Raw genomic sequence first — 18,769 nt, forward strand, 5'->3', positions numbered from 1 at the left:
TCTTTATTCATTTTAAAAGGAACAGCAATGAAACGTCCAAATAACTACAGATACGCTTTACTGATAATTTTTCTTTTCTCCCTGGTCAGCTTTTCCTGTGAAAAGGGGCTGGAAGAAAAAACATACGACCGTTATTCTTCCTCTACCTTTTTTCTGAATGCCGAAGATGTAAAAGCGGCGGTTACCGGTATGTATGCCGGTATGCTCAATGCAGGATTTTACGGGGGAGGCTGGGGCGCCGCCAATGAAGGCTGGAATGCCCAGAGCAGCTTCACCACAGATGAACTGGTGTGTTCCTGGGGCTGGGATGGCTGGCGTAAGTTTAACCAGCTGAATTTTTCGGAAGATTTTTCCCAACTGTTAAATCATTATAATGGCCTGATGCCGGTGATTTCTGAAATAGCCATTGACATCGACAAAATACAAGGCGTGCAGATGGATGAAACCCTGAAAAGCAGGTATATCGCAGAGCTAAAGGCATTGCGCGCCCATTACTCCTGGATTCTCTATAATTGCTATGGCCCTGTGCCTATCCGCCTGGATGCGAAGGAAGCAGCAAATCCTTCAGCACAACCTATTCCCCGGCCCGATGCCGCATGGATGGTAGCACAGATAGAAAAAGATTACAAGGAAGGATTTGAGGGGTTACCCAAGGCCAGTGAACTGGCAACCTCCGATTATGGCAGGTTTACAAAGGATATCTGTCTCATGGGCCTGATGAAATTATACCTGCATGAAAAGAACTGGGCATCGGTTATCAGTACTGGTAAACAGCTGCAAACATATGGTCATGGCCTGCAGAATAACTATAAGGATATTTTCACCTTCGCTAACAAAGGAAATATCCAGGAAGTAATCCTGGCTATCCCGTGCAGGTTCGACGCATCGGTCAATAATAACCTCTGGCTGGCTATGTGTATGCCGGGTAACTATGTAGATCCCGAAGGACTTACCATTACGCAATGGGGCGGTTATAAAATGCCCTGGAAAGCCTACGATAAATTTGATCAGCAGGACAAACGCCTGAGCGTTTTGCTGGCCAAATGGCCCACTTCCGGCGGCGCCATATTCGACGCCCGTGCAAATAATTATATTGGCGCCATTCCCATGAAGTATGGCCCTGATCCCGGCGCTATCAGTGAAGCACAGGGAACGGATATTATTGTGTGGAGATATGCAGATGTGTTGCTGATGCTGGCAGAAGCCATTAACGAAACCCAGGGCCCTGTGCAGGAAGCCTGTGACCTGGTGAATATGGTGAGAACCCGCGCAGGCGTGGCTACCTACCAGCCTGGTCAATTCACGAAGGATACCTTCAGGAAGAAGATCATGGATGAAAGGTTCTTTGAACTGTGGTGTGAAGGAAGCCGCCGGGAAGATATGATCCGGTGGGGAACCTTTGTACAGCATGCGAAAGATGAAGGCTCCATATTTGCAAAGCCGGAATTTGTGTTGTACCCGTTGCCCCGGAAGGTAATCGACGAATCCAAAGGTGTTATCAAGCAAAATAATGGATACTAAAATTAAAGCAACGGACCTGGCTCGGGCCTGGTCCGTTATTTTATTATTGCTCTGTGGCTGCGCAGGGAAGCAGCCGGATCACCGGCGCGATATCGCAAAAAAATATTGCGCTTCCTGTCATTTGTTCCCTGAACCGGCGCTGCTGCCGGCGCATATCTGGACGGATGGCGTGCTGCCGGCGATGGGCGCCTTTGCGGATATTTATAAGGACCGCAGCGGCGAATATAAGCTGCTGCCGCCGGCATTGCAGCACCTGCGTGATCCGGCCATAGCGCCTATGAGAACATTTATTCCTTTGGACGACTGGAAGGAAATTGTGGCCTGGTACGCCGCATCGGCGCCAGCAGAAATTGCGCAGCCGGTATTTCCTGTTCCTGTGTCCGGCAACAACTTCCTGCTGAAATTACCGCCAAAAAAATCGGCGTCTTTTACATCTTGCATTTATTATGATGAAAAAGCAAAGCTGCTGTTTCAATCAGATATTAATAAGCGTATCCTCCGTGTTTTTGACCCGGCATTGCAGCAGGTGGACAGTCTTGATAACAGCACAGTGGTGGATGTAGCGCCTGTGGGCGAAGGGCGTTACCTGCTCACGCACATTGGAAGTCTTAATCCGGGCGGGATAGCGAGGAATGGCGCAGTGGAAGAAATTGCCATCAAAGACAATAAGATTATACAGCGAAAAATTTTATGCGACCAGCTTTACCGGCCGGTACAATCGCTCCTGCTGGATGATGAGCTGCTGGTATGCGAGTTTGGTTTTATGGAAGGGGGATTGTCTCTATTTACCAAAGCCGGTAAAAAGGTGATCGTTAATCTTCCCGGTGCTGAAAAAATGTATATAGAAGATATTGATGGAGATGGTAAAAAAGATATTTGGGTATTGTTTGCACAGGGGAATGAAGGCATCTTCCAGTTGCTCAACAAAGGAAACGGTAACTTTGAAATAAAGGAGGTATTGCGATTCCCGCCTTCCTATGGCGCTACCTATTTCCAGCTGGCCGATATGGATGGCGATGGCAAGCGGGATATCATTTTTACCTGTGGCGACAATGCGGATCAGTCGCCCGTACTGAAGCCCTATCATGGCGTCTATATTTTCAGGAACACAGGCAATGCCTGGCGCCAGGTATTCTTCCAGCCGCTGTATGGCTGCTATAAGGCAGTGCCGGCGGATCTTAACCACGACGGTCGCCCGGACCTTGTTGCTATCAGCTTCTTCGCTGATTATGCACAGCACCCCGATCTGGCCCTTACCTGCCTGCTGCAAAAAAAGGATGGACAGTTTGAATTACATACCGACAAACAGGTGGCTGGCATGGGCCGGTGGGTATGTATGGATGTAAAAGACTTTAACGGCGATGGCAAGCCGGATATCCTCGCCGGAAATATGGCTGCAAAGCCGGGGAATGATAAGTCTTTGATGAATTACTGGATGAATGGTCCTGAATTTATTATCTGGGAGAACCGGTATTAAATATGTTTATTAAATGCCTTATTCACGATGCGAAAAACCAGGTAGGAAAATGTGCCACCGATAACAGAGGCAATCACATCTTTTACGTCAAAAGTCCGCCCGGGCATCCATAACTGGCAAACTTCGTATAGCGTGAGCCCGGCTACCAGCGAAAAGATAAGGCTGGGAGCTTTCCGGTCGTCGACAGGAAACCTTATCACCATGTATCCCAGAAAAGAGATCACCACCGCCAGGAAGTTCGGCAGGGAATCCGCTATGTAGAAAGTGGTAATATGATGCTTTAATAAGTAAGGTCTGAGTTTCAGCTCTTCATAGAGTGTGAATAGGAGTGCAATGGAAAGAAGAATGATGTACGCGGTTTTTTTGTTCATGGGTTGAAGTCATAAATAACAAAGTGCAAAGCAGGTTCAAAATAAAACGAAAATTTTGTAACTTCCTTATAAATAACCATTTCCATGAAGGCCGCGTCATCACCGGATACGTTAACCAGTTCCCATGCAGCCGCTAACCAGGCGGCAACCAATGGCATTGCGATACCGGCGGTAGCAAACCGGGGGGCGGCGCCACAGGAGGAAATCCCCACTGCAGAAGTACCGTTTAATGGAGAACTGACGGAGCCATTGCTGATCGATATGGACGGCGATGGCGAAGATGAACTGCATACGCTGATCATGGACACCGCAGATGGGCAGTTGTGGCTGCATTCAGACAAAGAAACACTGGAACTTTTTCTAAGGCGGAAACGCAGCAAACACGCCAGGCATATGACGCCGGATATCGCTAAACTGCTGAACGATATTGAGGTGTTGGCGAAGAAGGTGCATGTGAATACCTATGGCACTACTAAGGCGGCTAACAGGATCAGTAAGAAGACTGGTTTACCAAAAAAATCTCAGCACGTGGCGGCCACAAAGGCGGAGCGCATTATGGCGTTGGGCCAATTGAGAGAGATCGCCGGATTGCTAAAGCAGCTAAACGCGAAGTCGGCTGATGTGATGAAAAAGGTACGGCCACCATCTCATAAAGAAAAATCATCCGTTCATACAACGACCGACGGGGACACTTTTTGTAAGGAAGTGGTGATGCACCCATTGAGCCTGTTGCCCAGGGATGACGGTGTGATGGGAAGCGCCCCTACGGGTGAATCAAAACTATTCACAGCGCTCAACAAAAAGATCACGTATATACGTGGTCATATGCTGAATGATCACCTGCATGGACCAGGTACTAACGATAACCTGGTTCCGATATCCACCCCGTTTAATAGTTTGATGAAGACAACGGTGGAGGCGAAAACCAAAGAAGCCGTGAATGCCAACAATAAAGTAGTGAGGTTTGAAGTGGAAACACTCGAATGGGGCGCATACAAAGGGTTTTTTAAAGGCACTTTCCTGGAGGAGAACAAACTTCCAGCTAAGTTCAGGTTCCTTGTTCAACAGCTGGAGCGGGATCCCACAAAAGATGGTAGTGAAACCGGCCACTGGAAACTGGCCGCTAAAAGCCCGATATTCAGTGAAACACTGGTGCATACCATACCAACCAGCAAAGAAACCAAGAGCGGAACAATGGCGCTGGTACCGGAAACATTTATACCTGGGTATTACTTTTCTGCTACCGGAACATTAAAAGAAGTGCCACCGGATTATCATCTTTCAGGCAAATATTTTATTAACGGATCCAGATTCGACTATCTTTTTGAACCGTTTGGGCTGAATAAAAGTACACTGTTTTCTAAGGAGTACGACCTGGAGATTACCACTGCATTTAAAATGCCGGCTGGTTATGAACTAATACCGATACCCCAGAAGCCGATAGCCTTCATTCATAATAATAATATACATTCCACGACAACACCAGAAGGCCAATCGTTTCTTATCGCCAAAAAAACAGAGCAGGCGGCTAATGAAGCAGCATATGCGGTGAAGGTAGAAGAAGTAAGGAAAGCAAAGGAAGATGAGAAACTGGCACTGGAAAAGAAGAAGAAGGCGCCCGCCCCAAAGGTGGAAGTCAAAACCGTGGCAGAACTCAGGAAGGAGCGCTACCTGCGCGATTTGGAACCAGCATTCAATGCAGAAGTGGCCAAGTATCTCCCTGAACTAAATCCCGAGTTTGGGAAACGTTTTGCGGTTATGCAGGAAGGAATACTGAGCAGAACTGTGGAAGAATGGAAGAAAGATCCGCAGTTGAGTGAAAAGAAACTGGAGGATCTGCTGGCTCCCCTGAAAGCGCAAATTGTAAAGGACAAAAACGCATTACTCATTGAACAGGGTAAAGCTGATTTTGTGCTGGAGCTGCTGAACGAACTAAATACCACGATCAACTCGGACTACCGGGCTAAGCTAACGGAAGACTGGCAGAAAAGAAAGTTCGATGCAGCAGCAAAAGATATTTTCGACTTGTATAAAAAATTCTGGCGGGAAAACCAGACAAAATTGGATCTGAACAACCGGGAAGTGCTGCTTAAATCGGCCTATGCAAAACTCGACGCAGCATTGAAGGAAGCCCAGACAGCCGCACCCATAAAACGTAAATCCGAAACAGATCTGAAAACAGAGGATACCGGCGACGAAAAGGACAAGAAGCCTAAAATCATTCCAGGACCATTTGTTCCTAATACCAATATATCAACATCTCCACAACGGAATATACCCCGTTTCCAGCCGCAATCCCCGCCTGTTAATGTACCAGCACTGACCGCTGCCGACCGGGAGACGGCCGACGAGCTGCTGGCGTTGGTAGCCAGCGTGGCGCATGGTGATCCGGCACTGCTACCCCAGATGGGAATGTTAACAGAGAGTATCCAGGAGTTCCTCCGTGGACCCAATGCGCAAACTTGGGAGAATGTGTACCGGATCCTGGGAAAATGTAAGTCATTAAAAGGGGTGGAGCCCTATCTGATGGATTGGGCAGGAAAGTGGGAATCGATGAGTATAAGATCGACCTGACACGGGATTTTTATCATCGGATACCGGACCCCTTCCTATCATTCTTCGTCAATATACGCCTGGAACTTTTTCTGAACATCCTCCGTGAAATAATAATAACCATACTCCTCGTTTGCCTCCACATAATCCTGCAAATGCATTTTATCAGCAGGCATGATTCCCTCTTTCATAATGGTAAAAACATGTGCTCCTTTTATACCGTAGGCAATTCCGGTGTAAGAAATCAGGTTGATAAGTTCTTCGAATTCAAAACCGGTATGCTGGCTTCCGTCAATATTAAACACCGCCCAGTTGGCGCCGTCATGCACGGCGATGTATTGCGATTTGAGGTATTCTATTGCGGCGTATTCAGGCGCCAGTATCCATTTGCTAAAATCACAGCAGATGAAGAATAAGCCATCTTGATTATTGGTAGTAACCTTACAAAAGTTGAAAGACAGATGTTCAAGACGTTCGGGTAACTCCTTGATAATAGCCGTTATCGGCTCATCGGTAATTGGACGCAGATCTTCTATTAAATCAAAATCGAAATCCAGCACCAGTCCCCGCGGGTATTTAAACAATCCTTGTTTATCATTCTTACTCATTAAAAATGCGTGTCCCCAGGTTTCAATGATGTCAGTATAATCAGCCAGTAAGATTTCTCCACTGGAAGATAGTAAAACATTATGCGCCTGATATGGATGTTTTAAAACCTCGAATATAACAACCTCTTCATTAAAATTTTCAGCATGATAAATAGCTCTCCCTTTAACAAAGGCAGGATCGAATCTGCCGAGAAAAACAAACTGACCGGAGAATATTAAATGGCTGCCGGCGCCTTCCTCTTCGATGGTGTAAAACGTTTCATCGTCGGAAACTTTAATTTCATGATTATAATCAAAAGGCAGCATTACTTTGTCATCAGCATTTATTACCCCGTATTTTCCATTCAATGCGGCCGACCAGTAACTTCCCAAAGGCGTTAAGGAGGAGAGGTCATCGTAACGCGGCGGGAGCTTGATGTTGCCGTTCGACTGTATCAGGCCATACTTGCCCTCTAAGTTCACTACCGCATATCCGCCGTCAAATCCATAGGCGTCGTTATAAACCGGCTGTACAACCATTTTCCCGGATTTATGGATATAGCCGTACTTCCCGTCTTTTGCTACAACGGCGAGTTCTTCTTCTTCATCGAAACCATAGAACTCGTCATAAATCGCTTCCGCCAATATCTTCCCCTTCTTATCTTTTAATCCCCAAAGTCCGTTTTCTTCAAAAATATCTGTATCCCCGGTATCTGCCTGTTCATAGATATACCTGAATCCATAATCATAACCAGGGTAATTCAGCAAGGACCTGAAATCGGAGAACCCCAGCATCACCCCGCCTGCAAATGCAGCAGGGGTTAAAAGCGAAATATCATCTGCGTCTATTGCACGGGTGATGACATTGTTGTTATAGGCTATCACCGTCAACAGGTCATTGGCTTGCTGCTGATGACTTTCATCGCTCATGTTAAAAACGTCCCAGGCATCTACATGAATGTAAGGCTGACTTAAATTATCCAGGTACCGGAACATTTTTTCTTTGGCGATCGTAAAACTTTCTATATCATCTATCAGTGCTGACTGGTGATTTTCGATAAAATTATAAAACCGTTTAATGTTTTGGATTCCCTTTTCTGCATTATAATAAAGACCAAAATTTTCGGGATCGGTATGCGTGTTATAAATATTACCCGCCACAAAACCTTCGTCAATCAGCAGGGGTTGCAGCAGCAGCGGCACTTCGTATCCCCATTCCATTACCATTACATCGGTATCCTGAACAACAGCCGGGGAAGAAATATTATAGAGGTAAGCTCTGTGAGACATAATGAATAATTTCAGACGGAAGATAAATCAAATGCAGATAAAAAAATGCGCCCTGTATACATTTGTATACAGGGCGCAGAAAAGCACCATAACGTGCAAGGCTATATTTTTATCATGGTTTAAATTCGAGCCAGTCCAGTGTAAACAAATGCTGGTCCGGTTGCTGATCTTTGCTGAACACGAAGTAGAGATCATTTTTACCGGCAGGTGCTTCCACTGGTGCGGTTACTTCTATAAATTTATCCCAGTTGCCGGTGGCTTTGTATGCCAGCTTGCTGATCACTGGTCCGTTCACGCTGCCGGTATGAATTTCCAGCACCGCATCCTTATCGAGGGATGAATACCGGTAAGTGACTTTATGAATACCTTTCAGATCAATATCCCTGAATACAAAGAACGATTTGTTATGAATAGCTCCAAGGTGATCAGATGAACGGTCTATGTTGTTAACGGAGTCCGCATCTTCTCCCTGTACGCGGAGGGAGCGCAGGAACAGCAGCCCGCTGCCGCTGAGCGGGGAGGCGTTGCCGCCGCCATCTGTATAGGTGGCTGCCAGTACATAGGTGCCATACTTTTCCTTACCCAGGTGATCCTTCAGTGCTACGCTGCCGGAGGCGGGCAAGCTGCCTGCCGCCTGCGGCGCGGACAGCGTGAGGATGTATTTTACAATTTGTCCGGCTTCGTCAACAGACAGCTGCGGATGTGCCGCCATAGAGTGTTCTCCCCAAACGCCGCCGCCGCCTTTAATGATCTTGGCAGCAAGATAGGCTGGTGCTTTAGGGTCTTTCTCATAGCGTTTGGCTACCTGTGTAAAGGCAGGGCCTACGGAGGCTTTATCTACCTGGTGACACGCCTTGCAATCGCTGCTTTCCATCAGCAACTTGCCAGGATGCGCCGGTACCTTGGTAATGAGCTGATGTCCTTTCTCTGCTTTCGCTTTGCTGCGTGGAATGTAATGCAGGCCAATCATCAGTTGCTCGTTATTGATGGCCGGATCTTCCTTATCCGTCACTGTAACGGCATAATGCAGCGGGCTGTTTTCAAAATAGAAGGTAGTGTTATCGGTTGTGCTAACCTTTACTTCCGGTACGGTGTTACCTACGCGGATGGTTAGGGTATCGGTGCTGCTGGCGCCTTCCGGATCCGTTATTTTCAGGATGGCATGGTACACGCCATTCTTTTCATACGTGTGCACAGGTGAGGAATCAGTTACCGCAGCGGTTTCATCGCCAAAATGCCATTCGTATTTAAGTGCCTGTCCTTCATCAAAATCATAGCTCCTTTTGCTGCTGAAGTTTACTTTCATAGGGGCAGTGCCGGCGGTATCAGCAGTGGTAATAGCTGCTACCGGTGCGCGGTTGCCACCGTTATAGGAAATGCGTACCAGTCGCGCATCGTCGTTGTCGATACCATATACGGAGCCATACTCGAGTATGTACAGGTCGCCGCCTTTACCAATGGCCATGTCTATCGGGCGCCTGAAATCGCCGTTGGTTTTCATGAAAGGTTCCATCGATTTAAAGTGCTGCTGGCTGTCCAGTCGCACAGCATATATCCAGTTACGCATCCAGTCGTAAATAAATAAGGCGTTATCATACCATGCAGGCAAACCGGTAGGGGAGGCAGTTGCTTCATTATAATGGAATACTGGTCCGGCCATTGCGCAGCGGCCGCCGTTGCCCAGTTGAGGGAATACGGCAGAGGAATCGTACGGATACCAGATCATGGCCTTTTGTGCGGGTGGCAATACTTTCAGCCCGGAGTTATTGGGTGAATTGTTTACCGGCGCTTCTGCTTTGAAAGGTGCGCCGATGGTTTTGGTGGCAAAATCATATTGCGGATATACTTTATTATCACCTACTACAAATGGCCATCCGAAGTTGCCTGGTTTTTTTGCCTGGTTGATTTCGTCGTATCCGCGTGGCCCCTGATCGCCGTCCTGGCCTGCATCCGGACCTACCTCGCCCCAGTAAACAATGCCGGTGGCCGTGTCAACAGACATGCGGTAGGGATTGCGGCAGCCCATCGCGTATATCTCAGGGCGTGTGCCGGCGGTGCCTTTGGGAAAGAGGTTGCCGGCAGGAACGGTGTAGCTGCCATCCGGTTCGGGATGGATACGCAGCACTTTTCCACGGAGGTCGTTGGTATTGCCGGCGGAGCGTTCGGCGTCAAAAGTAATGCGGCCGGGAATAGTATCTATCGGCGCATAACCGTTGGAAGCGAAAGGCACGGTGTTGTCACCGGTGGAAATAAAGAGGTTGCCGTTGCGGTCCCAGTCGAGCGAGCCGCCGGTATGCGCGCTCACTTCCAGTTCCAGCGGAATGGTGAGCAATACCTTTTCGGAAGCTACCACCAGGGAGTCTTTGCCTTCCAGCGTAAAGCGGGATACGTGTTGCGCTGCGGGAAGCTTATTGGGCGTATAGTAAAAATAGATGTAATGATTTTTGTCGAAATCCGGATCAAGGGTAACACCCAGCAACCCGTTACCAAATCCCTCCTTCGTATCGGGGAGTACCGGGAATGTATATACGACTTTGGTGGCCTGTGTGGCCGGGTCGTAGTGATACAATTTACCGCTGCGTTCAATAAAATACACGCTGCCATTACCTGCTACCGCCAGTTCCATCGGCTCGTTGAGGTCGTTGGAAAGAATGGTTTTGGTAAAACGGTTGTCTTCCGGGGCTTTGGTAGCCTTGCTTTTGGCAGGGTGGTCGCCGCATCCCTGTATAATTAATGTCAATCCGACAATAAACAGGGCCGGAAGTCTCTGCGTGCATAGCCTGAACAGTTCACTCATGTAATGTGATTATGGATTTGATTTGCGGGACACAAAATAATAGAATATTATTTTTTATTTCCTTAAAAATGGATGAAAGGAAATAACCACATCGTTTTGAGGATCAGGGAATATTGGCTAATTTAATATCAGATTGGAAGAGGAAGTTGTCATTTTGCGCTGCGCTTCCGTATATTTGAGACCCACATTATTCAAGCTGGTAAATGGAAAAGATGGATCTGAACGAATTTAAGCAATCTTTACAGGAGACACACCCACCTAAATATGTCGACATATACCTTGAATCCCTTTGGTACGAAGGGAAAGGTAACTGGAAAAAGGCGCACGACCTGGTAGACGATCTGCCGGGACCGGATGCTGCAAGGGTACATGCTTACCTGCACAGGGTAGAAGGAGATCAGGCAAATGCTGACTATTGGTACCGCCGGGCAGGCACCACCAGGCCTTCTGGTACACAGGAAGAAGAATGGGAACAATTAGTTACCCAGTATTTAAAATAACCGGCAACTGACGGTTACCGATTGCCAATTTAGCGTGTACATTTTACATTTGTCATTGATTATTAGGCTATAAAAAAGCACTAATTTGTTTATTATTTGTATATTCCGCGTGGCGTTAGATCAACAAATATTAGACAATCAGTTATTTTAGTTTTTTAGCGGAGTATGCGGAAATTTATCCTTTTACTATTTTTATCTGTTTATCTGATTACAAATGCTGGTTATGCGCAGTCCTACGGATTACGCTTTTCCAGTCATGAAGTGGTGCAGGAAAGGAGAACAACGCTGAACTTAACTTCATCCGGTCCGCTGTGTTTCAAAAAGAACGGGGAAATATCATTCGATCTGAACTTCCTTCCTTATAAAGAAACTTATTTCGGATACGTATTAAGGATCATCGCCGCCAACAACCAGAACATAGACCTGGTATATAACCAGAAAGAAAGAACCTTTAACTTCCTCATAGGCGAAAGCTTTTCACGTGCATTTGCCATTGATTCAGCCGCCCTCTTCGGCGGGTGGACGCATATCACTATTCACCTCGACCTCGGGCGTAATGAAGCCGCTATTTCGGTCAATGATAAATTTATCGCCAAAGGTCCTGCAAAGCTAGGCAACCCGGCATGTACCCGCGTGTTCTTTGGCGCCAATACCTACGAAGGTTTTCAAACAGTGGATATTCCACCCATGAACCTCCGTAATATAGTTGTGAAAGAAGGCGCCCAAACCAGGTACAACTGGCCGCTCTCCGAAAACGATGGCAGTAACGCCACCGACCTGCAGGAAGGTAAAACTGCCGAGATCCGCAATGCCAACTGGATAGGTCCTAAACACCGCAACTGGAGCCTGCTCCAGAGCTGGGAAATTAATGGTACCCCCAGTGTGGCTTTCGACCGGGAGAAAGAAGTGCTCTATATTGTATCTTCCGATTCACTATATAATATTTCGTTTAAAAATGAGCAGCAACACGGTATCCGCCTGGCGCAACGCCTCGATAGCCTCATGCCGGGGAACCAGTCGGTGTTCAACCCATTTCTCCATAAGCTCTTTAACTTTTATATAGACCAAAAAAAAGCAGGGTCTTATGATTCCCTCAACCGGAAATGGGATATCAGCTACACACCAGACCTGCTTACCGTTTACTGGCAAGCCAATAAATTTGTCTCCCAACAGGATACTTCCCTTTATATCCTCTGCGGATACGGACAAATGCAATATAAAAATACCGTACAGCGATATCATTTTGCCAATAAGAAGTGGGACTCCGTATCCACCGCCGGCGAAAGGCTCATTCCCCGGTATCTCGCCGCCACCGGCGCTACCAGCAATGGAGATACCGCTTATATCCTGGGCGGCTACGGCAGCAACAGCGGGAACCAGGTAGTAAACCCCCGCCATTACTACGATCTCATGGCCTTCCACGTGAAAGATCACTCCTTTCATAAAGTGTTCCAGCTGGAAGAACCTCCTGTGCAGTTCTGCTTTGCCAACAGTCTGGTGATCGATCCCAATACCCAGAATTATTATGCCCTCATCTTCCCCGACGATAAATTTAATACCAGCCTGCAGCTCGTGGAAGGCTCGCTGAAAGCACCACGGTTGAAGCCACTGGCCAATACCATCCCTTACTCTTTTCATGATATCAAATCATTCGCAGATCTCTATTACTGCCGCGACAGTAAAAAGCTGGTCGCCGTAACACTTTATACTTCTAAAGACAATATCACGGAAGTAAAGGTGTATACGCTGGAATTTCCGCCCGACGCGGTAGTGGCAGATAAATCCGGTCTCCCGGAATTTTCTGCCTGGTACCCGCTGCTGCTCATTCCCGTAGTCGCCGCCGGGCTGTTCTTATTCCTGCGCCGCCGCAGAAAGATCATGCCACCACCTTCAGTTGTTGTGCCACCGGTACCAGCAACTGCAACACCGCTTCCTCCGCTGCCCGTGGTAATACCCGAAACGGTTACCGATGAAACGGCACCGGAAGAAATCATTGCTGAAAAAAAAGGAAACATCTACTTTTTTGGTCCGTTTGAAGTACTGGACAAAGAAGGGCAGGACGTTACCAAATTCTTCACGCCGCTGCTCAAAGAATTATTCCTGCTGATAGCCATCAATACCATCCGTTCAGGAAAAGGTATTTCATCCGACCGGCTCTATGCCACCCTCTGGCGCGATAAGTCCAGCAAGGAAGCACAGAACAACCGCTCTGTGAATATGGTAAAGCTTAAAGCTATACTCGACAAGCTGGGCGCCTGTGCCTTCGTAAAAGAAGCTGACCGCTGGAGCCTCCAATACTCCACCGCCGATATCGACATGGACCTGGCCGGGTTCCAGCAACTGCTGCACTCGCCCCGTCCACTGCAGGAACAACATGTAAGGGATCTGTTGAAGATCCTCCATCGTGGCTCTTTCCTGCCCGACACCAACTACACCTGGCTGGAAGATATCCAGTCCGAAATCTCCGGCATAACCCTCGACATCCTCACAGAGGCCGCCAACCAGTTCAAATCAGATCCGGAACTCCTCATTGAAATCGCGGACCGCATCTTCCTCTTCGACCCCGTGAATGAAGAAGCCCTTCGCATGAAGTGCAGCAGCCTCGTATCGCTGGGGCGCCATTCCCTCGCCAAAACGGCCTTCAACAAGTTCGCGAAAGAATATCTCCACATGTATGGGGAAGAGTTCCCGCAGTCGTTCACGGACTACTCAGGGTAGCGGGATTAGAGCGGATTTTGTCTTTCTCACTGATTACGCTGATTATACTGATTTTTAGGATTTGATCACGTTGGGATTTTAAAGGATTTTGGGAGATATAAGCGGATATATTGGCTTCTGTTTTCCTGATTATTGTTATTATTATTATTATTATTATCGTTAAAATCAAAACATTATCAAATCAGCGTAATCGGCGTTAATCAACCTAATCCTGCACCAAGTCAATTTAAAATCGCCGAAGGCGATCTGCGCCAATATCTCCGCTTATATCTCCCAAAATCCTTTAAAATCCCAACGTGATCAAATCCTAAAAATCAGTATAATCAGCGTAATCAGTGAGAAAGACAAAATCCGCATCAATCCTTCCGCTTTTATCCCGCGTTAGTGCATTATTAGTGCTGCCGTTAAGGCCCGCCGTATAAATTGCATTGAAATGAATAAGACAAGGTTCCACGACTATGGCACTCAGGCCGTTTTATTACGAAAAAAAAGGATGCTGGTGATTAAAATCATCAGCATTCTTTTTCCTTTTTTAATTATCGGTGGAGTGGAAGGGGGATTGCGGTTATTTAATTACGGCCACAACCTGGCGCTTTTTATTACCTCTCCGCAAAACAGCAATTACTACCAACTCAACCCCGCAGCTTCCCTGAAATATTTTTCCAATACGGAAATCGCTACCAAAGGCAATAGTGAATTATTTAAGAAAGTAAAAGACACAGGTACCCTCCGCATTTTTGTATTAGGTGAGTCCACTACGATCGGGTATCCCTATTTTCATAATGGCTCCTTTCACCGTTGGCTGCAATACCGCCTCATGCATTCCTGCCCGGAGAAACGCCTCGAAATCATTAATCTTTCACTAACGGGCGTTAATTCCTATACAGTAGAGGGTTTTACAAAAGAATTATTGCCGTATCAGCCGGATGCGGTACTTATTTATACCGGGCATAATGAGTATTATGGCTGCCTGGGCACCGGCAGCACCGACAAAATTGCCGGCAACCCTTTCCTGATCCACCTGGTGCTGAAGCTCCGGGAGTTCCGGATTACCCAGCTCATGGCCAACGCGCTCCATAAAATTTCCAGGCTAACACCGGCCAGCCCGGATGGCGCCGGCAAAACCCGCATGGAAATGATGGTGGCAGCACAACAGATTCCTTTCGGATCAGCGATGTACGAAAGAGGTATTGCCCAGTTCACGGCCAACATGGATAATACCCTGCACATGCTGGACCAGGCAAATGTTCCGGTGTTCATCAGCAACCTGGTGTCTGCTGAAAAAGACCTGTTCCCATTTGTTAGTATGCCACCCGACAGCATAAAGTACCCGGGCTTCAACACCGCATACCTACAGGGTGAGGGGGCGATGGCCAATGGGGATTCCGCTGCAGCCCTGCAATATTTCATGGCCGCAGAAAACAGCTACCAGGCGCATGCCGGCTGCAACTATTACCTGGGACTGCTGACCCTGCACAACGGCGATAGCGCCGCTGCCAAAACGTATTTCGACAAAGCCAGGGACCTCGATGCCCTTCGTTTCCGGGGGCCATCCAAACTGAATAAAGTGATGCTGGAGCTATGCAGCAAATATAAGAACGCGCACCTGGTAGATGCCAATGCGGCTTTTGAAGCTGCGAGTGCCGGCCGTATTATCGGTAATGAGCTGATCCTCGAACATGTACATCCTAACCTGAAAGGTTATGCGCTCCTGTCGGATGTGTTTTATAATACCATGAAAGCACAGGGACTTTTCAAGCCGTTGCCGGAAACGGAAATGAGCTTTGCCCTGTTGCAGCAAACCATGCCCATTACGGTTATCGACAGCTTATCCGGCGCTTATAAGATCGCTAATCTTAAAAGAAGCTGGCCGTTTAGTAAAACGCATGTTGACGATACTATGCTGATTGCCAGTGCAGAAGAACAGCTTGCTTATGAAGTTGCTTTCAGGAAAACATCCTGGGCCGCGGCGCTGCAACAGCTTTATAATGCCTACAATCAAAACGGCGATTTTGCAAACGCCGCTACCATTGTGGCGGCATGGGTACAGGAGCATCCTACCGAAGCGGGATACTACGAGGAAGCCGGTAATTACTATGGTAAGCTGGATCATACTGCGGAAGCCATCTTCTACTTTAAAAAAGTATTTGACATGTCGCCTTCCTTTGAGGTGGCCAGGACGCTTTTTGTGCTTTACCTGAAACAGGATAACGCCACCGGAGCATTGCCTTACCTGAATTATGCCATCGAACATAACGAACGGCGCTTAAACCTGTTGCCCGTAAAAGATTGCCTGTTGCAGGTCCTGGAGCTGCAAACAAAGGCGGCGAGGGAGCCGGCAAATATAGGTTTGCTTAACCAGATTGCGGAACTGTACTACCGGATGGGCAATAAAGAGGGCGCCGTGCTGTATGTAGAAAAAGTATTGCAAGTCTCGCCAGGCAACCGGGATGCACTCACCATGCAAAGTCAACTCAAAAAAGTATAGCCATGTGGAAACGGTTCACCCATATTACGTTGCAGCAATGCATAGAATCCGGCCAGGTGGCTGTGGCGGCGCTACTGGCGGCGGCCCTGTATTTCCGTGATTTCAGGCTGGTAACCATTGCCTTGCTGCTGTTGCTCATCACATTGCTGGCGCCCCGGCTTTTTTATCCGCTGGCGGTGATCTGGTTGGGCATCGGAAAAGTTTTGGGAGAAGTAAACATTCGCATACTCCTGACCCTTGTTTTTATACTGGTGGTAGTACCTGTGGGCTTATGGCGGAAGTGGCGGGGCAAAGATACTTTACAGCTACGCGGGTTTAAGAAGGAGAAAGGATCGGTGATGGTTACACGTAATCATGTATATACGAAAGAAGATTTACTGCACACATTTTAAAACGATCATCATTTTCACGTCATGGAATTTCTGCATGAACTGTTCTATTTTTTAAGAACCCGTAAAAAATTCTGGCTGCTTCCGCTGATCATCGTGCTGTTGTTATTGGCATCGCTGGTAGCCCTGACCAGTGCTTCCGCGCTGGCGCCTTTTATTTATGCCATATTTTTAACGGCTTTGAGGAAAATTATCCTGGGTATATCGGCATTTTATCATGACAGTGCAGCTGCGCTGATCATCGATGGGCGCATTGTTGCGGCCGCACAGGAAGAACGTTTTACGCGCATTAAGCAGGATGCTGCTTTCCCGGCGCAGGCCATTAAATATGTATTGTCTGAAGCGGGTATCTCCTTTGATGAGCTAACGGCGGTGGCATTTTATGACAAACCGCTGCTGAAATTTGAACGGTTGCTGGAAACGTATCACGCTTTTGTACCACGTGGCTGGCGCAGCTTTATCACCGCTATGCCGGTGTGGATGAAGGAGAAAGTGTTTATGAAGAAAATGCTCCGCCACCAGTTCCGCACATTGGGAGCTACGGTAAAAGTGCCACTGTATTTTCCAGAACATCATTTATCTCATGCTGCCAGCGCTTTTTACCCGTCGCCTTTTGAGTCGGCCGCCATTCTCACCGTTGATGGCGTAGGGGAGTGGGCTACCACTACCATTTGTTATGGCGCCGGTAACGATATCAAAATTTTAAGGGAACTGCGATTTCCGCATTCACCCGGCTTATTATATGCTGCATTCACTTATTTCCTGGGCTTTAAAGTAAACAGCGGCGAATATAAATTAATGGGGCTGTCGCCCTACGGACTGGCTGATGCCCCGCAAACCATTGCCTTCCGGGAAAAGATCCTGGCAACGTTGGTGGATATACGAAACGATGGTTCCATCCTGCTGAACATGGATTATTTTGAATTTGCCACCGGGTTGAAAATGACGGCTACGCCACTATGGGAAGCCTTATTTGGTTTTCCCCGCCGGGAGCCGGAATCAGCTATCACACAGGCGCACATGAACCTGGCGCTGGCTATTCAGCAGGTTACCGAAGAAATTGTAGTGACGCTGGCACGCACGGCGAAAGCCATTACGGGCAGCAATCACCTGGCGATGGCAGGCGGTGTAGCGCTTAATTGTGTGGCCAATCATAAAATAAAAGCCGCCGGTATTTTTGAGGATATCTGGATACAGCCTGCTGCCGGTGATGCCGGCGGCGCGCTGGGCGCTGCATACGTCGCCTATCATATTGGTATGGAGCAGGCGCGTGTTTTTTTCCCGGGAGATGATGGCATGCAGGGCGCATTTCTCGGCCCCGCTTATGGCGACGCCGATATCCGGAAGCTGCTGGCCCGCTATGCAGCGGTGGCTGTTCATCAGCCGGACTTCGTCGCACTCACGCAGGAAGTGAGCGCCCACCTGGCCGGCGGAAAAGTAGTGGGCTGGTACCACGACCGGATGGAGTTTGGTCCCCGCGCACTCGGCAACCGGAGCATCCTCGCCGATCCACGGCAGGCGGCCATGCAGCAGCAACTCAACACGAAAATAAAATTCCGTGAGAGCTTCCGCCCCTTTGCACCCGCAGTACTGGCAGAAGATGCGCACCACTATTTTAATGACGCCACTGCTTCTCCCTATATGTTATTTACCACCACATTAAAAGATGCGTTGCGCACAAATACACCAGCAGATGCCCTCGCCTCCATTTATGAGCGTCTGCATCTGCAACGCTCCGCCATCCCTGCGGTGACACACCTCGATCATTCCGCCAGGATACAAACCGTACATCGTACGCTTCATCCAAAGTTATGGCAACTTATTAATTGTTTTAAAGAACTAACGGGTTGCAGTGTGTTGATCAATACCTCTTTTAATATAAGGGGAGAGCCGGTAGTAAACACGCCGGAAGATGCGTGGCTGGCTTTTATGCGAACAGAAATGGATTACCTGGTAATGGGGAATTATATTTTTGATCGCCGCCAGCAACCAGCGTTGCCGCCGGAGTTGTTCAAATCCTTTGAAAGGGATTAATAGCTTCTTCTTAAAAAGAAAATTAAAAAAAATACAGCATTAAT

11 protein-coding genes are annotated in these 18,769 nt (G+C 47.8%); 8 read left to right on the top strand and 3 right to left on the bottom strand.

Annotated elements, in window-relative coordinates:
• Positions 1–27: 27 nt before the first annotated feature.
• On the top strand, positions 28–1,521 hold the full coding sequence (locus QFZ51_RS17045; RefSeq protein ID WP_429047421.1) for a RagB/SusD family nutrient uptake outer membrane protein: 1,494 nt from the start codon (positions 28–30) through the stop codon (positions 1,519–1,521).
• Complete coding sequence (locus QFZ51_RS17050; RefSeq protein ID WP_429047423.1) at positions 1,511–2,998, top strand: FG-GAP repeat domain-containing protein; 1,488 nt, start codon at positions 1,511–1,513, stop codon at positions 2,996–2,998. Before QFZ51_RS17045 ends, QFZ51_RS17050 begins: the two co-directional genes overlap by 11 nt.
• Here QFZ51_RS17050 and QFZ51_RS17055 read toward each other — a convergent pair.
• Entirely contained in the window at positions 2,995–3,369 is a 375-nt protein-coding gene (locus tag QFZ51_RS17055) for a VanZ family protein (protein ID WP_429047425.1), read from the bottom strand. The two genes, QFZ51_RS17050 and QFZ51_RS17055, sit on opposite strands and share 4 nt — an antisense overlap.
• An 84-nt stretch (positions 3,370–3,453) precedes the next feature.
• Between QFZ51_RS17055 and QFZ51_RS17060 the strand changes: the two genes are divergently transcribed.
• Complete coding sequence (locus tag QFZ51_RS17060; RefSeq protein WP_429047427.1) at positions 3,454–5,943, top strand: hypothetical protein; 2,490 nt, start codon at positions 3,454–3,456, stop codon at positions 5,941–5,943.
• A 38-nt stretch (positions 5,944–5,981) separates the two neighbouring features.
• Here the strand turns inward: QFZ51_RS17060 and QFZ51_RS17065 are convergent, their stop codons facing one another.
• A complete protein-coding gene (locus QFZ51_RS17065; RefSeq protein ID WP_429047429.1) occupies positions 5,982–7,799 on the bottom strand; it encodes a WG repeat-containing protein in 1,818 nt (605 codons plus the stop codon).
• A 112-nt stretch (positions 7,800–7,911) separates the two neighbouring features.
• The gene (locus QFZ51_RS17070; RefSeq protein WP_429047431.1) at positions 7,912–10,596 is read right to left on the bottom strand and encodes a PQQ-dependent sugar dehydrogenase; all 2,685 of its coding nucleotides are present in this window, start codon (positions 10,594–10,596) and stop codon (positions 7,912–7,914) included.
• 212 nt (positions 10,597–10,808) lie between these two features.
• On the opposite strand from QFZ51_RS17070, the gene QFZ51_RS17075 reads away from it, so the two are divergent.
• From QFZ51_RS17075 to QFZ51_RS17095, 5 genes are all read left to right on the top strand, one after another.
• Positions 10,809–11,096, top strand: a complete 288-nt coding sequence (locus tag QFZ51_RS17075; RefSeq protein ID WP_429047432.1) for a hypothetical protein — start codon at positions 10,809–10,811, stop codon at positions 11,094–11,096.
• A gap of 165 nt (positions 11,097–11,261) precedes the next feature.
• Positions 11,262–13,814 carry a hypothetical protein gene (locus tag QFZ51_RS17080; RefSeq protein ID WP_429047433.1) on the top strand — a complete coding sequence of 851 codons (2,553 nt, stop codon included), beginning with the start codon at positions 11,262–11,264 and terminating at the stop codon, positions 13,812–13,814.
• 433 nt (positions 13,815–14,247) lie between these two features.
• The gene (locus tag QFZ51_RS17085; protein WP_429047434.1) at positions 14,248–16,302 is read left to right on the top strand and encodes a hypothetical protein; all 2,055 of its coding nucleotides are present in this window, start codon (positions 14,248–14,250) and stop codon (positions 16,300–16,302) included.
• Positions 16,303–16,304: 2 nt separating this feature from the next.
• A complete protein-coding gene (locus QFZ51_RS17090; protein ID WP_429047435.1) occupies positions 16,305–16,694 on the top strand; it encodes an SxtJ family membrane protein in 390 nt (129 codons plus the stop codon).
• A gap of 21 nt (positions 16,695–16,715) precedes the next feature.
• Complete coding sequence (locus tag QFZ51_RS17095) at positions 16,716–18,725, top strand: DUF5989 family protein (RefSeq protein ID WP_429047436.1); 2,010 nt, start codon at positions 16,716–16,718, stop codon at positions 18,723–18,725.
• The last annotated feature ends 44 nt before the right edge of the window (positions 18,726–18,769 follow it).

This window comes from Chitinophaga sp. W3I9 (genome assembly GCF_050434025.1).
Lineage (GTDB): Bacteria > Bacteroidota > Bacteroidia > Chitinophagales > Chitinophagaceae > Chitinophaga.